Genomic DNA, 19,388 nt, shown 5'->3' with positions numbered 1-19,388 from the left:
ACCCGGTCGCATGCTGAAGAAAGCAGAAACGGCTTCTTATTTCGGACTTAGAGTTTCCTCAATAGTTGCTCTATTCAGACCGTTGTATTTTCATCGAACAAAAAGCGTGATTTCGTGCAAAAAAATTCTGCGCTAGTTGTAGATTCTGATCAGGTTGTTCCGTAGAGAGCTTGAGTTGGGGTGAGGCTATTGATGCAGATGTGGGGTCGCTGGGTATTGTACGAGTGTAGCCATCTTGGCAGGTCAACCTTGCCATTTGCTTTTGGTGTGGAAGGGTGTGTGCGGATGTGCTTAATGTTCAATAGAGGCAAGACTTTCGTGAACAGTTAGCTGTGTAGCTGGGCCCGTTGTCTGTCATTACTCTCTCCACAGTTACGCCTTGCTGTTTGAACCAACGAAGAGCACTTATGAGTAACGCTGTAGTAGAGCGGCGGGTTTCGTCGACAGCACCCCTCCACATAAGTAAGGCGGGTGGCATCATCAATGGCGACATGCAGATAGTCCCAGCCTTGGCGAGCTGATCGTTTGCGCTGATTACCTGTGATGCGATGGCCATACCCTTCGTATTGACGTAATTTCCTAATGTAGCAGTTCGCCAAGATTGTCGCGCTGATAGCGGCGAATCGATGACTTGGGATCCAGTTGGGAGAACTTGTCAATCCCAGCTTGTTGTAACCAGTCAGCAACGGTGGAGCGGGCGAGAGTGAGCTTGTCGGCGATCTCCTGCGCCGTCAAGGAGGCCGCGCTCATTCCATGTTCACGGCAAAGCTGCGCAACCGGAATGCCGCTTTCTCCCTATTTCAAAATCGCAATGATCGCGCATCGTTAAAACCAGATTTCTTCATAAAATCAGTCCTCGATATGAGGCAACACTATCTCTACTTTTAAACTCGATCAAATGCAGGGGGATTACCCGTGGGGTGCGGCCATTCTCTTAGTTTCCGGTGGGAGAATAATCCTCTCACCGGAATGAGGTCAAATGTAATGCTGCAATTATGGCATGCAGAGAGCTGGGAGGCGTTCAATATGTGCCTTGATAATCTGCTCTGCCATGGCACCGTCTCCGGTACTCACTGCCGTCATTAATTGTTGGTGATCTTCCTGAATGCTTTCTGGTACAAAACCAGTACGGCGTTTGGTTGCTCTATAACGCGTGCACTGGTCATAAAGCATGTTCAGGAATCGCATAGCCCAACTGGATTCAGCACCATCAATCAACGCCACGTGGAAAACGCGGTTTGCTTCCTCCCATTCCGTCCAGAAATCACGACGGGAGGTCTGCCAAGTGCGTTCAATGTCCTGTAATGCATGATAAGCATCACCAACGTTTTCACGCCATTGAGCGTTACCACGCTCTACAGCGCTGCGAACCGTAGCACTTTCCAACAACTTGCGTTGGCTTACGACATCCTGAAATTCACGCTGAGTTAATTCTGGGATGTAAAAGCCCTTATGCGATTGTGTTGCAACAAGTCCTTGAGAGACGAGCCGGGAAAGTGCCTCGCGTACCGGTGTCGGTCCCACATCAAATGTGCTGCACATTTCACGGATGCGCAATTTACTACCTGGTTCCAATTGACCAGACAAAATGGCAGCTCGCAAATGAGCGTATGCCCTATCAATTAGGGAGGAGGATGATGGGACGTTATGTGCGGTGACCGATGTTACGGTTCGTTCTAAGGTATCCTCTATTTTCAAAGTTATCTGCCTTACAATTATTATCTATTCAATTTGGCGGTTCTTATGATGGGTACTGGAAACTTAAGTCTTCAGCCGAGTTATATGACCGACTTTATACTGCAAATAGTATTGGCCAGTTTTATATGGTTCAATTGTAAAACAAGATATCAACTATAAAAGCAATGAAATTGCGTGGGGCTCCCATAAAATTTCAATAAAACGAGTTAGATCCTCTGAAAAACTAGGTGAATTATCGATAATTTGTAGTTCCAAAGGCATGGTGACTCTGGTTCTCCAAAATTTTGAAACGTACTTACTTAGAGTTTATCTTCACCTAAATTAAATTCACTCGCAATTTTAATTAAATCAGCGCGATAATACTCCGTTTAGTTGTAAATATCCCGACATGTATGCCTGCTTGTCCATTCCTGCCCAAAATTGCAGTGACCAGCCGAGTTTTTGTTTCTTCTCTCAGTTTACTCGTTAAGTCTTTGAAAACTAGCGATGAGGAAGCGAGTTATGCCCCTGCTGTCAAATCCATGAAATGCTGCGTCAACATATTCTTAGGAATCAAAGGAGTGCCACTTGAGTCGGCAAGGAATCAACAAGAACGCTGTTTCATCTGAAACGGATTGATTGCCTGTCAGATTTTATGCACGTTTCGTTTTACTCTGCATATTGGAGCTAATATTATGAAAACAAACGATTATTATTGATTGATGGATATGAAAGTGGAAAGTGTTAACGTGGGTTAACTAAAAAGGGATTGAACTAATGTGTAGGTCAGTTACCCTTTCGACGCAAACAAGGGCCTTTTGGGCGTACTTACCGTTTGCAGATGACTGGAACCGTTTGAGGGCTATACGAAGTGGAATACGGCAATAATACTCTTTCGCGTGAGGAAACTCCGTCTGAGAAGATCTCCCGTTATTCGCAGCTCCTATCTGGTCAGCTGCACCGGTTAAGGCAAGAACTTTATCCGCCAGAAGCGAACAAAGCGCTGCGGTCGTTCTCTTCAGTGGATGTTGCGCGTCTTATAGGGGTTTCCGAAAGCACCGTTCGCCAGCTGGATCTGGATGGAGAAGGCCCAACGCCAACCCGCTTGGCCAATGGACGTCGTAGTTACACACTGGAGCAAATCAACGCGATCCGTGAAGTGCTTGCAGCGCGTAAAAAAGGCGACGAGGCAGTCAATATTCATCCGCGCCGGCGTGAGGGTGATAAACTTCAGGTCGTCGCCTGTGCCAACTTTAAAGGCGGCTCAGCCAAAACGACAACGAGCACGCATCTGTCGCATTATCTTGCGCTGCGCGGCTATCGTGTTTTGGCCATTGATCTTGATCCGCAGGCCTCCCTTTCCGCCATGTTTGGTGTTCAACCGGAATTTGACGTGGAGCCAAACTGCACTTTGTTTGGTGCTTTGCGATATGATGAAGGCCGCCGCACGTTGAAAGACGTGATCCGGCCAACCTATTTTGCCGGTTTAGATCTTGTGCCTGCCAATCTGGAGCTGGCTGAGTTCGAACACATCGTGCCAACTGCAATTGCATCTGGTGCCTCTACCGGAGAGGATATCTTCTTCCGGCGCATCCGTAATGTGCTGGGTGAAGTTGATGATGATTATGATGTTGTGGTGATTGATTGTCCTCCGCAACTTGGTTTCCTAACCTTGGGTGCCTTGTTTGCGTCGACCGGACTTTTGATCACACTCCATCCGCAGATGCTTGATCTTGCAAGTTGTAATCAGTTCCTCGGCATGAGTTCGGATCTCATGGGGGTGATTGAAAACAATGGCGGTGAGATGAACCTAGATTGGATGCGCTTCCTCGTCACTCGTCATAACCCCAATGACAGCCCGCAAACTCGGGTTGTTGGTTTGTTGCGTGCGTTGTTTGGTGAAGATGTACTAAACTCTCCGGCGCTGGAATCTACCGCTGTTGCCAATGCGGGTCTTGAAAAGAAATCGCTTTATGAGCTTGAGCCGGGGGCCATTGGCCGTGAGACGCTCAAGCGTGCGCTGGAATCCATGGATTCAGTCAACCGTGAAATTGAAGATCTTCTCCGTGGCTCTTGGGGACGACCAATATGAACAAAGCTAAGGACCGGAAAAACGCACTCGACACACTGTTTTCAGGCGGCGGAATGGCCGGGTTGGTTGCCGATGCGACAGCCCCTCGCCCGCGTTTGTCTTCTGGTGCGATTGGCGCTGCCGAGATCAATTTGATCAAGGATGAGCGCGACAAGCTGCGTGAAGAACTGAAAACCCTCAACACTCAAATGGCATCCTCAGTGAATGTGGTTGAGCTGGACCCTGAAACGGTTCAGCCCTCCTTCGTTGCTGACCGTATGGAAGTGGCGTTTGATCCGGCTTTTGAGGCTCTGAAAGAGTCTATTTCTGACAGTGGTCAGCAGGTACCCATTCTAGTGCGGCCAACGCCGGGTGATGAGGGAACCTATCAAATTGCCTATGGTCATCGCCGTTGGAAGGCGTGCCGTGCACTGGGCAAACCGGTTCGCGGTGTGATCAAAGAACTCTCTGATGAAGAACTGCTGGTTGCTCAAGGTCAGGAAAACCATGAGAGAAAAGATCTCAGCTTTATTGAGACTTGTCTTTTCGTGTTCCGTTTAGCGCAAGACTATCCGCAAACATTGATTGTAAAAGCAATTGGCAAGGACAAGTCTCTTGTCTCTAAACTCCGGAAACTGGCGGCAACCATGCCGGAGGCGTTTTTACGTGTTATTGGCCCTGCTCCAAAAATTGGCCGTCCGCGTTGGGAAGAAATGGCAAGCTATTTTGAAGATAGCGGGCTGTCTCCAGTCCATGACAATGCGGTGGCCTCGCTGTTTTCATTGGAGTCCTTTGCAGAGCTTAACAGTGATGAACGCTTTGGCGAAGTGCTTCAACTGCTGCAAGAAACCCCATCTGAGTTGGAAACCAAGTCTGTGGGGGCTGGTGATATTGCTGTGGCTGCGCATATGCGGAAGTCTAAAAGCTCTGAATGGATTGGAAACAAGCACGTCTTGGTGAAGCATTCTGGCAAAGCTACGACATTTGCCGTGGACACAAAAAATCACCCGGAACTAAGCGAGTTTTTGCTGCATGAGCTTCCCGGCCTTATTGCCAAGTTTGAAGCTACGAAGCAGGAGGACGCCTGATGGTGTAGCCCTGTAAAAGACGAAAGGCCCTGCTGACGGCAATCAGCAAGGCCCTAAAATCGTCGCCCAAGAGAGTAAAGAACTCGTCCAGGACCATCTTTAGCACGATCATCCTACGACGAACGCACCCTGCGAATCAAGTGAGCATTGCTTTCTTGTCCTGCTTTGTGGCGCATTTTTGCTTTTTCGGGCGCACAATCCCCAGTATCACTTGGATAACACCACGAGTTCGCTCTTGGTGAACGGGTTTGCTATGCAAAGCACGAGCGTTGCGTCTTTCCGCAAAATGACACCTGGCATGTTGGCCAGCCAACAATTGGCTATGGCGAATGACATTGTTAAAACCACAAAAGCCGAAGTTGCGATCACTCTCAAAAAGGCTGCGCCTGCCCTCGGCATTGATGGGACAACCTACCATATTCTCGACATTCTTATTGGCCTGACACGCGCGGATGACTGGAAACAGGATCGTCGCCCTTTGGTTGCCATATCAAATGACAAGCTGGCTGAATATGTCTGCCGCTCTACGCGCACTGTCATCAGATCTTTGAAGAAGCTGGTTGAAGTTGGTATTCTAGCCTATCGTGATAGCCCTACAGGGCGTCGGTTTATCTACCGCAATGACCACAGCGGTGAGATTGATCGTGCGTATGGGTTTGACTTTTCTCCTGCCCGACAACGTGTTGCCGAGTTTAAGCAGATCGCTGATGATTTCCAGGCCCGTATCCGTGCGGCTCAGGAAGCTAAGCGCACAATTAACAGGTTGTCGCGCGCAATTGTTGATGCGTGCCGTACAGGACAAGCTGAAGGGACCGATTGCAGCGTGTTCCTTGAAGATCTCAACGCTCTTATGGAAACCCCCATGATGGTTTTGGTCCGTGCAGAGAAGATAACAAAGCTATATGAACTGGTGATTGAAGAGCTGGTAAGGGCTGATGAAGAGCCCGTGACTCCGAGTAGTAATGAAGATATAAACCATCATATGTCATGCGACCATGACAGCAATGTCACCCCATATAATAATACAACCATTCAATCTCATAAAAATAGTAATAGTTGGAAGCCGTCTAACGACGACTACTCAAAAATTAAGCTCGCTTCTAACGAAGCTCACAAAAATGCTCTCGAAATAAGAAGCAAAAGCAAATCTTTTGCCAGATCAGTGAGTACTCGACAACAACAAAGCCTGAGAGCCACCGGTACGAATAGTTCTCTAAGCGAGCATCTTTCCTCCGTTTCTATCGGCATGATTGATGGGGCAACCAGGGAAACCAAAGAGATGTTGGGAGCCGGATTTGCAAGCTGGTTTGATTTGGTCGAGGCCGCGGAACAGCTTAGATTGGCTATCGGTTTGTCGGAGGATGGCTGGAAACAGGCCGTTGTTTCGCTTGGCGATAAAATGGCTGCGGCTGTTTTGGTGGTGACGGTTGAAAAGACCCTGCGTGATCCTGAGGGAATTTCGCGACCTGCCGGATACTTCCGCGCTTGCGTCGACCGAGCGATGGATGGAAAACTGGCTCTGCACAAGTCGCTCTACGGTTTGACGCTGAGCTAGGCCTTGCTGGCGGAAAGTCTGTAGATACAAAGGATTTTGGGATGCGTAGTCAGATTTTGCGGGCAATTGGCGAACTTACGCCAGCTGATGAGAACCGTGTATTACCGCGCATTGGTCAAGTTCCTGGCGCAAACTGGTCTGAGGTTATTGAAGAGCAAACGCATAAGTTGGAAAGTGAGTTTGGCGATGCGTTGATTAGCGTTATTTTACGTGGCTCGGTTGCACGGCAGACAGATGTAGCAGGTGTCTCGGACCTGGATTTATGTGTCTTCACCAATTCTGCAAGTAGGACGGGGATTGAACTTTGCTCTGCTCTTATTCCCTCTTTGGATTTGGATGTTGAGTATATTGATGTTGGTGCCTTCGCTAATCCAACAAGGTACCATTGGTTGAAATTTTCAATGGCCTATTCTGGCTGGACAATTTGGGGAGCAGATCTAATTTCGCAGTTGCCGGAACCCAAATTGAATGTGGAAGCAATTGCACACCTAAAAGCGGTGCCGATAAGGCTGGACCAGTGGATGGTACATTTTGATAATGCCGCCGATGATAGAGCTCGCAAAGTGGTATGTGCTTGGTTGATGAAGCGGATGGTTCGGTCAATCTTTGAATCGGAAATGCTTCAGCTCAATGCTTATAGCCGTGATATTTATATCTGCGCCAAAGTCGGTGTTGAAAAATGGCCAGCATACAGTGATCACATTTGGCGGACTGCAGAATACGCTATTGCTCCAGTTTCCTGTGCTATGCAGATTTCAAATGCCTGCTTTTCTCTCAAACCATTGCTCTTGAGATTGCATCAGAACTATATCGCTATGCAGGACACTCTGTCTGTGTGATATCTATCCGCAAATGAGGGTTTGGCGTGCGATCAACGAATTCAGATTTGATTTGCTCAAGGATACATCTTTGACCTGCGAAGCTAACCAGCTCCTTTGCATCGTCAATCGAGAACCATTGATAGGCATCATGTTCGTCATTGAGAACCAGCGGAGTATCGCGAGAAATTCTAGCGAGGAAGACCGGCAGGATTTCTATCGAGTTTTTAGCCGCGACGTAAAACTGCTCGCAGATATCTGCAGACCACAACTCGGTTAGTGAGATCCCGACCTCTTCTTTGACTTCCCGGAGAGCCGCCTGCCAAGCGGTTTCGTTCTCTTCGATTGATCCAGCAATTTGGCTCCAGGTTCCTGCTGGTCGATTGATACGCCGAAGCAACAGGACTTGTGGTTCTTCCGTGCTTGTATCAATTAGGAAAACGCAGATGGCTCGACAGAATATTGGGAGGTTGGTCATGTGCTGCTCTTTGAAATGGATGAGTAAAAGAACGAGCGTAACCGTAGACTGAGCTAATGCCAAGCCTAGTATAAGACAGGGAAGTTCATCCCTCCCCTGCCCTGCAATTTAGTGCGATTGTATTTCGGTTTTTCCTTCCACTTCATCTTCAGAGAACTGACCGCGTGTTTTGTTGGCATAAGAAACCAACGCCAGCATTACGGGCACCTCCACCAGAACACCAACTATGGTTGCCAGCGCTGCACCCGATGTAACGCCGAACAGACTTATTGCGACAGCAACAGCGAGTTCGAAGAAATTTGAGGCCCCGATCATTGCGCCTGGAGCTGCGACGTTGTGTGGTTGTCGCCATTTCTTCATCCAGATGTATGTGATGAAGAAAATGAGAGCCGTCTGGATCAACAATGGAATTGCGATCAGAACGATGTCTGCTGGTGCGGCGATGATGTTGTTGGCCTGAAGGCCAAAGAGGAGGAACACGGTTCCCACCAGTCCGACGATAGAAAATGGTTTCATGCCAGAGCTGAAGGAGACGAGATGCGCGTCGTTTTTAAAAGCAAGTCGGGTCAACCACCCTGCCCCCAATGGCAAGGCAACAAAGAGGCCGGTTGAAACCAACAGTACATCCCATGGGACAATGATATCTGAAACACCAAGAAGGAAGGCCGCAAGGGGCGCGAATGCAAAGATCATGATCAAATCGTTGGTCGCGACCTGCGCAACAGTATAGCTGGCGTTTCCTTTGGTGAGATAAGACCAGACAAAAACCATCGCTGTACATGGGGCGACACCCAGCAAGATCATGCCCGCAATGTATTGATTGGCTAGATCTGGAGATATCCATGAGGCAAAGACGTAGCGCATAAATAGGATTGCTAATGCTGCCATCGTGAATGGCTTCACTAGCCAATTCATTGCTAATGTAACAATCAAACCTTTTGGTTTCACAAAGCAATTGCGTACTTCGGTGAATTCTACTTGTACCATCATTGGATAGATCATCGACCAGATCAGCAATGCAATGACGAGGTTGATGCCGCCAATTTGTAGTGTGCCGATTGTTTCAAACAGCTCAGGTTGCAATAAGCCGGCGCCTATCCCTGCTCCCATAGCGAGAGCTACCCAAACTGAAAGGTAGCGTTCGAAAATTCCCACAAGTTCTCCTGTCTATCGTCGATTGACGATTAAATTAGGCAAATTTTAGAGCTTAAAGCTGCTTTCAAAGAGGGCGTTGAATTTCTGAAGTTCAGCACGATTTACGGAATAGCAAATACGTGGGCGTTGTGATTCAGATAATATGAATCCTGCGTCTTTAAGTATTCGGAGATGCTCAGAAACTGTTGACTGGGCCAGGCCAATTGAGTTGACCAAATCGCCTCCAACACAACCGGGTTGCGCTGCCATGATTTTGAGAAGACGTACACGCGCAGGATGGGCCAAAGCTTTCGCTTGGGCCGCAAGTTTGTTTTCTTCTTCTTCATTCAAGGAAGCAGGTGAAAACGTGGTTATGCATTGGTTAACTGTCATTTGGCATCACTCGCAAATCGTCGATTAACGATATAATAGTGCTCACAGTGTTGCAAGTGTTATTTTCGCGCGTTGACAGCTGTCAACTTTTGAAGTTGTCAGCTGTCTTAGCTCTCCCCTCCCCCAAACTGGGTGGAATTAGCGGGTCATGCCATGATATTCGGCATTCGGCTGAATGCCGATTGCGGAAGCCATTCTGTTTGACATTGAGAAAAATGCGGCAACTTCGCAAATATCCCAGATATCCTCCTCTGTGAAACCGTGGTGGCGCAATTGCTGGCGGTCAGCTTCAACTATTTCAGAGGACATTTTTGCGATCTTTGCTGCAAAATCCAGCATAACGCACTGCTTATCAGTGAGGTCTGCATAGCGATAATTCATCACAATAGCTTCGCCCAACTCCGGACTGTTGGAAAGCACGCGAACAGCAGCTCCATGCGCAACTTGGCAATACCAACAGGAGTTAATGGATGAGACAGTCACGGCAATGACTTCTCGCTCTAGTTTGCTGAGGCCTGACTCTCCAAGCATCAACTCATTGTACATTGCTGAGAACGCTCTGAGTTTTTTTGGTCTGTGTGCGAAAGCTACCAAAACATTGGGAATGAGACCCAGCTTGCTCTGGCATTTGCCGAAGGGTTCTTGAATGTCATCGGGCAGTGGGTCTGGCAGTGAAAGGTTCAATGCCGTTGGGTGTTTTAAATTTGAGGGGTTAATCCTCGGAAAATCTGTCGTTACCATAATAAGTCCCTCCTCCAAAACAGCAGCTTACCTCTGTTTTGGGTGGCTGTCCTCTGTACAAAAGGAGTGCAAAGTGAAGCCCGCCATCTTGAAGAAAGATAACGGGCTGCTTGATGGGTTGGGGAAATTTTATGCACGGACGACTTGTTTTCGGGACTTACGTTTGTTTGCGATGTGGATATAGCGGTAAATTTCTAACAGGATGAGTGGTGTGAAATGGACGAGTGCGGGGCCTGGTTTAAACTCAAGAGTGACCCAATGGACGAATACGAGCGCAGCGGCAACATAGGTCCATTTTTGTAGTGACTTCCATTTTGCTCCCAATCTAGAAATAGCCCAATCATTGCTGGTTATTGTTAGTGGAATAAAGACGAAGGAAGCTAACCAGCCAAACCATATTCCGATTTTGACCAAATCTTCAATGACCTTGCCAAAAGTGCCTTTGTCCAACAGATAAACTGCAACATGCAAGGTTGCAAAACAGGCGGAGGCAACACCCATATAGCGACGCCGAGCCATGAGCCACCGAACCCATTTCTGTCCGTTGGTTAAGAACATGAGCGGCGTGATCATCAGAGTTGCGATGAGGTAACGGGCTGCAAACTCACCGCTGGGGTTCATAAGGTGCTCTAGTTTTTCACCTTCGCGCAATAGCCCGCCGATTATTGGAACACCTGGAATGCTCAGGAGAAACCAAAATGTGTATGGCGAATTCCAAATAGTGCGGAGGTAAGTCATGGGACGCTCAGTCAGTTGGAGCAATTTGCCTAATTTGATATTGGGTGCACACTGCCGGAAACGCGGTGTTGGGGCCGTGGGAAGCCAGCAGTGTGCGGTCGATTGCGTTTGCGGTTATCGCGTTCAACCTCTTGTTCAAATTGCTCGATATCTGCATTTTCAGCAAGAAATCAACTGTAACGAAATATCTCAGAATTTCGGGATCTCAGTGGGTTGCCGGCGATGCCATACCAACTGCGAGTTCTAGTAACACACTGATTTTATTAATTGATTCACAAATACTGCGTTTATAGTGGTGAGGGCTTTTAATTTATGGTTGCAACGATCTATTACACTTTAGCTTATCTTGGTGCATCCTTAGTGCAGTTTCGTTGAATCTAGGAATGGAGAAAGGTGATAGCTGGCCGGTCGGTTTAACTTTTCGCTCGCTGTTACCCAATTTTTGCGCCTTTTTTCTTCTGTGTTGGCTGCAGTCAACTTTGGTCATAGGACGTCCATTGAATAGTTAGGCCCAAGTTCGACTAGTGGAGAAGTTTCCGGTGTCTGTTGCCATCACCAGCCAAAGTGATACCTCCGCTGGAGGGCTGTCTTCGATCGTTTAGCAATCGGAATTAGCACAGCTCCTTGCGCCTCAACTTAAGTAGATTGGCCCTAATGACATTCTTGTTGCTGAGAACTGTATTCTGACAGAAAAGCTGGAAGACGATGTTAGAGACGCGGACTAAATTGTGTTTTTTGTCCATATGGGTAAGGCGAATGTCTCACTTTCCGTGGATATTTGGTCGTAAATTTTGAGATTAAATAGCGTCGATTTGCTCATCAATGCAGAACGGGACATTTTGCTAAGGGGCTATGAGTGTGCTGGAAACCGATAACAAGGTGGCTTCGGCAATTGCAATGTTCCTGGTAGAGAAACGTAAATGCGGCTGCTGGTTCTCAATATTGATCCATCTATCTAGCTCTCGTGCCGGATGAGGTTATCGGTTCCGGCTCATGGATCTTTCGAGGTTTCCAGTCAACTACGCTTTTACGATCAATGGAGGCCAGCTGCGTGAAGGCGCCTATGAGACCCTCAAGGCGGTCTCCGCTGACGTCTGAATTCAGGACCTGTCTGCGCATCCAGTGCCTACAATAGGTGTGCTTTTAGTCGCGGTTATATGATCAATATGTTTACCAAAACCGAAGTCCCGGCGCTTACCGAGGATTGAGAAGGGTGCTGGTGGGTCTCTGGCTGTAAGGCCCGGCCATCGAATTGCCAGCTGCGAATAAAGATTTGAGATCATGATCTGGAGAAGTTTAACAACAAAAAGGCGACGTGTAGTTGAGATTGTTGAAGAGCTCAGATGCATTCAATCGAATGCGAATATCTGGTTGGCTTGCTCTGTTTGGCTACATCAAAAGGCTCGTGAATTTAGTTTTACCGTCACCTCAAGCAGTATTCGAAGTGACGGAAAACAGATTTGTATTACAAGTTCAGGCGCAGCACTTGAGATCGTTTTTGGAACTCTTCCTCGTCGATCTCTCCTTTGGCAAAGCGCCTATTTAGAATATCCAGCGCTTCGCTGGTGGAGGATTTTGGCTCGGGTGTACTCGTTTTTGGAGAGGATGCCTGGCCTAAGTATCCGTAGGATCGTGCGATGAAATACGCGATGACCAGAAGAAGAATGAGGACGAGCGGGAATGGGAAAAATCCGAAACCGTGCATGCCAGTTTGATGGTACATAGTGATCTCCTTGCAGAAGTTTTCTTGATATTTGTAGAGTGGAGATCTCTTCGCTGAATTTCAAATTCAAGTTGTAATCAAATGTATTATGCGCTCCGATTACGGAAACTTGATACACTTTTATGAAAGTGGACAGCTGTCAACTTCCGGAAAACCGCGTTCATCCATATTTTCTGTTGTTAGGAAATCTTCGAAAGCGAACTCAATCAGGTTTGAAAGTTCAGAAAAGGGCGAGCAAATTGATTAGTTTATTGGATGAGAGAAGCTGTGACGTTTGGAATCAGTCGAAACGCCTCAGCAATAAAGTAGCAAGAATGGATTGAGATTGCTTTGAAGACCCGTGCAATATTCTGAGGGGCCTCGGTACCAACCAACCAAATTGTTGGGAATGCGGCCTGCCCAATATAGTTGCTCTACTGCATCAGACAATACGGCCATTGGCGGTGGTTTCCCATCAATCCTTCTGGACCAAATATGGCTTCGGTACCCAAGATATAAGCTTGGGCGTGTGTGTCTGTCATTCTGTTGATGGCCACGAAACGCGTGCCAGAAAAGTCCGATCCAGTCATGATCTTCACAAGTTTGAACGGGAAAGCACATTGCAATCTCAGGGCTAGTCTCAGCGCATTCTATGATGAGATCCGGAATGCTCTGAGCCCGTTAAGTCGGCCGGCGTGGCTCAGTTCGGTATTGGATAGAGCGGGTCTCAGGGAGGGTACTTCTTTCTGTTTCAGGACGTAGAATTGGTCTCAATTCATGTATTAGGTCTCGCATAATGCGGTGTGTGTTCATGTTTGTGTTGGTTCAAACATGGAGTTTCCAGATGGCTACTAAAATCGTATTGGGTGTAGGTGCAGCCCTGCTAGCAATTGCAATAGCGTCTTATGCATCTGTTTCCAGCGGAATGGAAAGTCACCAAACGCTTAACCCGGATGGTATCAAGGCCATTGAGATTGTTGGAAGCAACACGGGCTTGCGGCTCGTTGGCGAGAGTGAAGGCACCTCTCGGATTTCAGTCAACACGAGTGATGCGATGGGGTGTAGCCTTACCGCAAATACATCCAAAGCAAATGGTGTGTTGACGATAGAACTGGAGCGAAGCGGAGGGTGGCCATTTGGCTGGTGCGACCCAGAAGCTTCTATTGTTCTGCCAAACCGGATCGACGTTGCTGTTAAACTTGATAAGTTGGCGGGCGATTTTTCAGGCAGCTTCAACACGTTTTCAGTTAAGGCTGAGAAGTCGGTGATCTATTTCGTCGGAGACGTTTCAAGCTTTGATCTGAGCGGGGATATGGCTGCCGTTTATCTTAAATTTGCAGAGGGTGTGAGTAAGGAGAACATCCATCTCAACGTAGATAAACTGGTTTCTGATATGAACTTCACCGGCGGTTGGAAGAGTGCCACAAGCATCCTGCGTGAAATCTTCTAAGCTGGCTCAGCCTGCTTGGTCGCTTTGTGGGCCTTCCGCCATGCACTGGGGCTCTTCTCCGTAATGCGTTGGAACTCTCTGTTGAAGTTTGACTTGGTGGTGAAACCTACTTCAAAGATGATTGTGGTTATGGGAGTGTCTGTCGTCTCCAGCATATGACAGGCTTCCTCCACGCGAAAACCATTGGTGTATTGCGGAAGGTTGATCCCTCTGACGCTGTTCACCGCACTGGAAATCTGCCGAGCTGGAACGCGGAGCCTGCGGGCCATTTTTTCCAGAGACAGGCCTTCATCCCGGTAGAGATGTTCTGATCGCATCAGTTGATCTAATGCGGCCAGCAGCTTTGTCTGATCAGAGGTTGCTGGAGTATCGCTTCGTTTGGAGGCAACCGCCTGCTGTGTGGCGGGTGTGGTTCCCCGACTGCTGACGAGGACCAACACAACCAGCGCGAGCAACATGGTCAAGTTAGCCATGCCGACAATCGTTGCAGCGTTGCTTCCCTTGTTCAACGCGAAATCTGCAGCTACACCCAAATCCACCAGGGCGGAGGCGGAGAACACGCTGCCGGCAACAAGCAATGTTCGGCGCACAGGCAAAATTTGACTGATGGCCAGCTTGCTCGTCCACTCCCATTGGTGGCGGGTCGCTGTACGGAAGAACAGAAAACCGTATCCCAGATAAACGCCAGCCCCGACCAGATCGATGAGAACGGCAATTTCAAGTGCTGGAGCTAAGGTGATGAGTGAGAGCAGAAAAAGCGTAAGGCCTGTCGTCCAATAAATTGCAGAGCGCTTCAACTTCTCAGTGAGTTGAAGGAATGCCAACCATGTGACGGGTGGCAACATCAATGCCAATCCGATGAGAGCCCATGATGGAAGTCCGCCCATGCCCCACTTGATGCCAAGCAATGCCGACTGGATTGAATAGAGCGCAATGGTGAGGATGAGGAGGGATGGAAGTTTGCGTCCGTATCCTGCCAGTAAGCGCAGTAGGATGAAGCATAGAAAGAGAGCGGTAAAAAAGGGAAGGGGTAAACTCGGCACGGACCAACTCCATCAGCAAACATCCTCATATGTCTAGTTGCTTTATCCAGGGTGTGGAAGTGCAGCCTGCAATTTCTTTTCTAGCGGCACACCTTGCGGGCAATGTTGAGGATAAACATCCAAAGGATCGCCTGTGCCCAGACTATGCCAATCAACTCCCACCTGAGTGCTGGCACGAGGAACCCACTACGGCAGATGATGACGGCAAGAAGTTGTGTGGCGATGATTGCAGTCAGCAATTTGATGGAGGGGCGCGGTGCCTGCCAAAACCAGTGATCATGTCTGCAAACGAATAACAGCAAATGCCCTGCCACGACCAGCTGAAGAAACATGACGCTTTGTAGTTCTGCTGTGGGAACTTCTAACCAATGCTTTGCCGCCAACATCAGCACGAAGTTTTCAACCACGGATATGAGACCGAGAACGGTGGTAGTCCGCAGCATGTTACCCAACTGCCATTCCATGGGTGCGGATGCTGCTTCGGTATTGTCATAGGCGATGGTGATGATCGGGACGTCATCCAGCAAGGCCAGCATCACAATCATGATCGCGGTCAGAGGCACCTGCTCCAAGGCGATGACACTGGCGGAGACGAAGACCATCAGATTGATCGTCATGGCTATGCGGTAGTCCACGTAACTGATCATCCGCGCGAAGATCTTGCGAGCCTCGATAACCGCCTCGGTGATGATTGAGAGGCCCGGCAATGTGAGGATCAGGTCTGCGGCTGATCGTGCTGCATCTGTTGCGCCGGAAACGGCTATACCGACGTCGGCCTGCTTGAGTGCCGGGGCATCGTTTACACCGTCACCTGTCATAGCAACGTAGTAACCTGATTGCTGGAGCGCTTTTACGATTCCGTATTTATGTTCTGGAAACACGCGGGCGAAGCCATCGGCGTTGATGATTTCTTTGCGGATGCTTTCTGGTAGATTATCCATGTCCTTTGTGTCTGCAAATACCTGAGCAGCGCTTTGAAGCTCTGTGCCCAAACCAAGTTGCCCGGCGATCTGTTTGCCAATGGCGATGTCATCCCCCGTTACCATCTTCACGGTTATGCCTGCCGCCTGCGTTTCTTCGATAACCTGTTTGGAATCGTCTCGCGGTGGATCAAAAAGCGAAAGGATGCCAAGCAGATGTAATTCGTGTTTCTCGTTGGTCTTTGCTATTCCAAGGGCACGTAAACCTTGGACGGCAAATTCGTGTACGGCCTCTGTCGCAGAATCCTTTTCGTCCTGCGAGTTGGTGCAGAGATCAATGACCACCTGTGGTGCGCCCTTGATGACTTTAAAAGCGCCACTCGGCCCAGAAATGCCTGCCTCGGTCCGCTTGTTGACGGGGTCAAACGGCGTGAACGTGTTTTGATGGTAGAGCTCCAGAATGTGGCGGTCAGCTTTGCTAACAATGAGGTGGTCGATGACGTCCTTCTCGATTGTACTGGATGCCAATGCGGCCATGACGACCAGTTCTTTCTCATTGCGTGCGTCATACAAAATTGAATTACCGAGCGTGAGTTCATTTTTCGTCAGAGTGCCGGTCTTATCGGAGCACAGCACATTTACCCCAGCGAGCTCCTCGATGGCTTGAAGATGCGAGACGATGGCTTTTTTCTTGGAAAGTGTCAGCGCACCCAATGCCATAGTGACGGAAAGGACCGCAGGCATAGCCACGGGTATTGAAGCAATCACCAGAACGAGCACTAACTCAACGATATCCAACAGGCTTTGTTGCAGATAAAGCTGCTTGATGATGATGAGTGCCGCGAGCAAGGCTGTTCCGAAAATCAGGAACTTACCAATCGCAAGCACGCTCTTTTGAAAGTGGGAAATGTTCCCCGCTGTTTGTACCAGCTTAGCCGTGTTGCCAAAAAACGTATCGGAACCCGTGGCGGTGACAAGCGCTTGCATGGTGCCCTGTTTTACGATGGAGCCGGAATAGGCAACGTCATTCCTGCCTTTGTCGACGGGCAGAGATTCGCCTGTTAACGCTGCTTGATCAACGGACAGATACGGCCCGCTTGTGAGAATGCAATCCGCCGGTATGATATCTCCATTTTCCAGATTGATGATGTCGCCCGGTACAATTTCGGCGGCAGGTAAGTCTACCCACTTGCCGTCTCGTTTTACGCGGGCTTTTAAAGCCATGGATGATTTGAGCGCCGCAAGAGCGTCAGCGGCTTTACTGCTTTGAACAAATTCAATGCCGGAGTTGAGAACCAACATAAACAGGATGATAGCAAAATCTGCCCAATGCTGAATGACCGCAGATAGGATCGCGGCAATCTCAATAAGCCACGGAATTGGCCCCCAAAAGGTTTTGAGCAACTCGGCCAGTTTGCTGGTTTTCTTCTCTTGCAGCGCATTTGGACCGTATAGCTTCAGCCGGTTCGCCGCTGCTGTGCTGGTCAGCCCTTCCGCTGAGCTTTCCAGACGTTCGTATTGTTTCTCAAGGTCGGGCTTATCCGTTTCAGCCATTTGGTTTTTCCATGGTCAACACGTACTCGTTTGCTGCAGTTTGAAGAGGGTGCGTAAACGGATCATGTGATCTGCGGTTTTCTCCGCTGACTGTGGTTTCCGGTTTACGAAAGAGCTGCCTCAAATTGAGAGAGGTTTTGTGGCAGGGCAGGCGACTTCACCCTGCGTTGCAGTTGCGCCTTTGTTAATTCCGTAACATACTCACGGGTATGTTTTGATTTGGGAGGTAAATCATGCGTGCTGTTGTCTGTTCCGAGTATGGGCCGCCAGAATCGTTGAGCGTCCAAAATGTGGACCGGAAAGAACCCGGTAAAGGGCAAGTCCGAATTGCTGTTGAGGCGGCCGGAGTTAATTTCCCGGATACGCTGGTGATTGCGGGCAAATACCAGATCAAACCACCTATGCCATTTGTGCCAGGCGGTGAAATTGCGGGGCGGATTGATGCGCTTGGCGAAGGTGTTACTGGTTTTGCTGTTGGTGATCCCGTTATGGCCTTGCTGCTGCAACAAGGCGGGTTTGCAGAGGAAGCCGTGGTGGATGCATCCGCCGTGATGAAACGCCCGGAGGAGATGTCTGCGACCGTCGCCGCAGGTTTCACTATGACTTACGGAACCTCAATGCATGCGCTGAAACAGCGGGCTGAGTTAAAAGCTGGCGAGACGTTGCTTGTGCTTGGTGCGGGCGGAGGTGTTGGCTTGACGGCGGTTGAACTTGGTAAGGTCATGGGGGCGAGGGTGATTGCGGCTGCCAGTTCCGCAGAAAAGCTGGAGGCAGCCCGAAAAGCAGGCGCAAGTGAGCTGATCAACTACACCACAGAAGACCTGAGAGAGCGCCTGAAGGAAATCACCGGTAAGAAGGGCGTTGATGTTGTTTATGATCCCGTCGGCGGAGATATGTTTGAAAAAGCACTGCGCTCGACGGCATGGAATGGTCGTGTGCTGGTTGTAGGGTTCGCCTCCGGTGAGATTCCGACTGTCCCGGTAAACCTGACGTTGCTGAAAGGATGCGCCATCACAGGTGTGTTCTGGGGTGCCTTCCGCATGAGAGAACCGGAAAAGGATATGGATAACTTCTCAGAGCTGTTTAAATGGTTCCAGAGCGGTAAAATCAATCCAACCGTAAGCAGGAGCTACTCTCTTGAAGAAGCGCCTGAGGCCCTGCGAGATCTCATGGAAAGACGTGTCGTCGGTAAGGTCGTTTTGGCAACGGGGAGGGAATGAGCATGCAACCCAGATTTGCAGGGCAGGTCGCCCTCATTACAGGCGCCGCCAGCGGTATTGGACGGGCAACGGCCATTAGATTGGCCGAGGAAGGCGCGACTGTTGCCCTCGTGGATATGAATGCAAAGGGACTGGAAGAAACTGCTGCACTTCTACCAGAGGGATGTCGCGCGCGCATTTACGAACTGGATGTTTCCAACGAGGAGGCCGTTGAAAGTTGCGTGGAGGCGGTTGAAAACACCTTTGGCGGCATCAGCGTACTTTGCAACAATGCGGGCGTTATCTGTAAAGGCTCGTGGGGTGGCAGCCATGAGGACTATGAGGATTGGCTCAAAGTCTATCAGGTGAATGTACTTGGAGCCATGCTGTTTACAAAGTACACCCGCCAGCAACTCAAGGCTTCTGGTATAGGGGCTATTGTGAATACTGCATCAGTGGCCGGAATACGTGCAGGGGCAGGGGGCAATGCTTATAGTGCTTCCAAAGCGGCTCTCATCAATTTCACCAAGACATCCGCCTGTGATTTTGGCGAGGATGGCGTGCGGGTAAATGCCGTTTGCCCTGGCCTTATTGAAACTGGCATGACCAAGCCTGTGTTTGACCATGCACGCGATGCAGGCAAGGAAGATCGCCTTGGGTCACGGGCAGAACTGAGGCGTCATGGAGATCCATCTGAAGTTGCAGCAACAATTGCGTTTTTGGCGAGCAAGGATGCAAGCTTCATAACGGGGCAAGCTCTGGCGGTAGATGGTGGCAACACATCATCGCTCAATATGCCGGGCATGAAAATTTGAGTATTCGAAAGC

General features: G+C 49.2%; 17 protein-coding genes. 7 read left to right on the top strand and 10 right to left on the bottom strand.

What is annotated here, in order from left to right:
* Window positions 1-579: 579 nt before the first annotated feature.
* Together BLS62_RS31140 and BLS62_RS28365 are read right to left on the bottom strand one after the other, a co-directional pair.
* On the bottom strand, window positions 580-750 hold the full coding sequence (locus BLS62_RS31140) for a hypothetical protein (RefSeq protein ID WP_159436599.1): 171 nt from the start codon (window positions 748-750) through the stop codon (window positions 580-582).
* 243 nt (window positions 751-993) lie between these two features.
* The gene (locus tag BLS62_RS28365; RefSeq protein ID WP_280141892.1) at window positions 994-1,698 is read right to left on the bottom strand and encodes a GntR family transcriptional regulator; all 705 of its coding nucleotides are present in this window, start codon (window positions 1,696-1,698) and stop codon (window positions 994-996) included.
* An 850-nt stretch (window positions 1,699-2,548) separates the two neighbouring features.
* Here BLS62_RS28365 and repA point away from each other — a divergent pair.
* The 4 genes from repA to BLS62_RS28345 all read left to right on the top strand — a co-directional run bounded on the left by repA (window position 2,549) and on the right by BLS62_RS28345 (window position 7,230).
* A complete protein-coding gene (gene repA, locus BLS62_RS28360) occupies window positions 2,549-3,769 on the top strand; it encodes a plasmid partitioning protein RepA (protein WP_093190358.1) in 1,221 nt (406 codons plus the stop codon).
* Complete coding sequence (gene repB, locus BLS62_RS28355) at window positions 3,766-4,836, top strand: plasmid partitioning protein RepB (protein WP_093190355.1); 1,071 nt, start codon at window positions 3,766-3,768, stop codon at window positions 4,834-4,836. The genes repA and repB overlap by 4 nt, the downstream gene beginning before the upstream one ends.
* A gap of 253 nt (window positions 4,837-5,089) precedes the next feature.
* Window positions 5,090-6,391, top strand: a complete 1,302-nt coding sequence (gene repC, locus BLS62_RS28350; RefSeq protein ID WP_093190352.1) for a plasmid replication protein RepC — start codon at window positions 5,090-5,092, stop codon at window positions 6,389-6,391.
* 41 nt (window positions 6,392-6,432) lie between these two features.
* Window positions 6,433-7,230 carry a hypothetical protein gene (locus BLS62_RS28345; RefSeq protein ID WP_093190349.1) on the top strand — a complete coding sequence of 266 codons (798 nt, stop codon included), beginning with the start codon at window positions 6,433-6,435 and terminating at the stop codon, window positions 7,228-7,230.
* Here BLS62_RS28345 and BLS62_RS28340 read toward each other — a convergent pair.
* The 6 genes from BLS62_RS28340 to BLS62_RS28315 form a co-directional block, all read right to left on the bottom strand.
* A complete protein-coding gene (locus BLS62_RS28340) occupies window positions 7,205-7,687 on the bottom strand; it encodes an NUDIX hydrolase (RefSeq protein ID WP_093190346.1) in 483 nt (160 codons plus the stop codon). The genes BLS62_RS28345 and BLS62_RS28340 overlap by 26 nt on opposite strands.
* A 108-nt stretch (window positions 7,688-7,795) precedes the next feature.
* Entirely contained in the window at window positions 7,796-8,842 is a 1,047-nt protein-coding gene (arsB, locus tag BLS62_RS28335) for an ACR3 family arsenite efflux transporter (RefSeq protein ID WP_093190343.1), read from the bottom strand.
* 45 nt (window positions 8,843-8,887) lie between these two features.
* A complete protein-coding gene (locus BLS62_RS28330; protein ID WP_093190340.1) occupies window positions 8,888-9,214 on the bottom strand; it encodes an ArsR/SmtB family transcription factor in 327 nt (108 codons plus the stop codon).
* 138 nt (window positions 9,215-9,352) lie between these two features.
* A complete protein-coding gene (locus tag BLS62_RS28325) occupies window positions 9,353-9,955 on the bottom strand; it encodes a peroxidase-related enzyme (protein ID WP_093190337.1) in 603 nt (200 codons plus the stop codon).
* A 129-nt stretch (window positions 9,956-10,084) separates the two neighbouring features.
* Complete coding sequence (locus BLS62_RS28320; RefSeq protein WP_208991279.1) at window positions 10,085-10,606, bottom strand: protein-methionine-sulfoxide reductase heme-binding subunit MsrQ; 522 nt, start codon at window positions 10,604-10,606, stop codon at window positions 10,085-10,087.
* A 1,552-nt stretch (window positions 10,607-12,158) separates the two neighbouring features.
* Window positions 12,159-12,416 carry an SHOCT domain-containing protein gene (locus BLS62_RS28315; protein WP_093190331.1) on the bottom strand — a complete coding sequence of 86 codons (258 nt, stop codon included), beginning with the start codon at window positions 12,414-12,416 and terminating at the stop codon, window positions 12,159-12,161.
* Window positions 12,417-13,239: 823 nt separating this feature from the next.
* On the opposite strand from BLS62_RS28315, the gene BLS62_RS28310 reads away from it, so the two are divergent.
* Window positions 13,240-13,845 carry a hypothetical protein gene (locus BLS62_RS28310; protein WP_143521629.1) on the top strand — a complete coding sequence of 202 codons (606 nt, stop codon included), beginning with the start codon at window positions 13,240-13,242 and terminating at the stop codon, window positions 13,843-13,845.
* Here the strand turns inward: BLS62_RS28310 and BLS62_RS28305 are convergent.
* A complete protein-coding gene (locus BLS62_RS28305; protein WP_093190325.1) occupies window positions 13,842-14,888 on the bottom strand; it encodes a helix-turn-helix domain-containing protein in 1,047 nt (348 codons plus the stop codon). The genes BLS62_RS28310 and BLS62_RS28305 overlap by 4 nt on opposite strands.
* A gap of 80 nt (window positions 14,889-14,968) precedes the next feature.
* Window positions 14,969-17,362, bottom strand: coding sequence for a plasma-membrane proton-efflux P-type ATPase (locus BLS62_RS28300; protein ID WP_093190322.1), 2,394 nt, complete (start codon window positions 17,360-17,362; stop codon window positions 14,969-14,971).
* A 233-nt stretch (window positions 17,363-17,595) separates the two neighbouring features.
* Here BLS62_RS28300 and BLS62_RS28295 point away from each other — a divergent pair, with 233 nt between their 5' ends.
* Together BLS62_RS28295 and BLS62_RS28290 are read left to right on the top strand one after the other, a co-directional pair.
* Window positions 17,596-18,582 (top strand): NADPH:quinone oxidoreductase family protein, encoded by a 987-nt coding sequence (locus BLS62_RS28295; RefSeq protein WP_093190319.1) that lies wholly within the window; start codon window positions 17,596-17,598, stop codon window positions 18,580-18,582.
* Window positions 18,583-18,584: 2 nt separating this feature from the next.
* A complete protein-coding gene (locus tag BLS62_RS28290; RefSeq protein ID WP_093190316.1) occupies window positions 18,585-19,376 on the top strand; it encodes an SDR family NAD(P)-dependent oxidoreductase in 792 nt (263 codons plus the stop codon).
* Window positions 19,377-19,388: the final 12 nt, after the last annotated feature.

Origin of the sequence: Pseudovibrio sp. Tun.PSC04-5.I4, from assembly GCF_900104145.1 — a bacterium.
Lineage (GTDB): Bacteria > Pseudomonadota > Alphaproteobacteria > Rhizobiales > Stappiaceae > Pseudovibrio.
The sequence above is the reverse complement of the archived record's forward strand: the minus strand, read 5'-3'. Positions and strand labels throughout refer to the sequence as shown.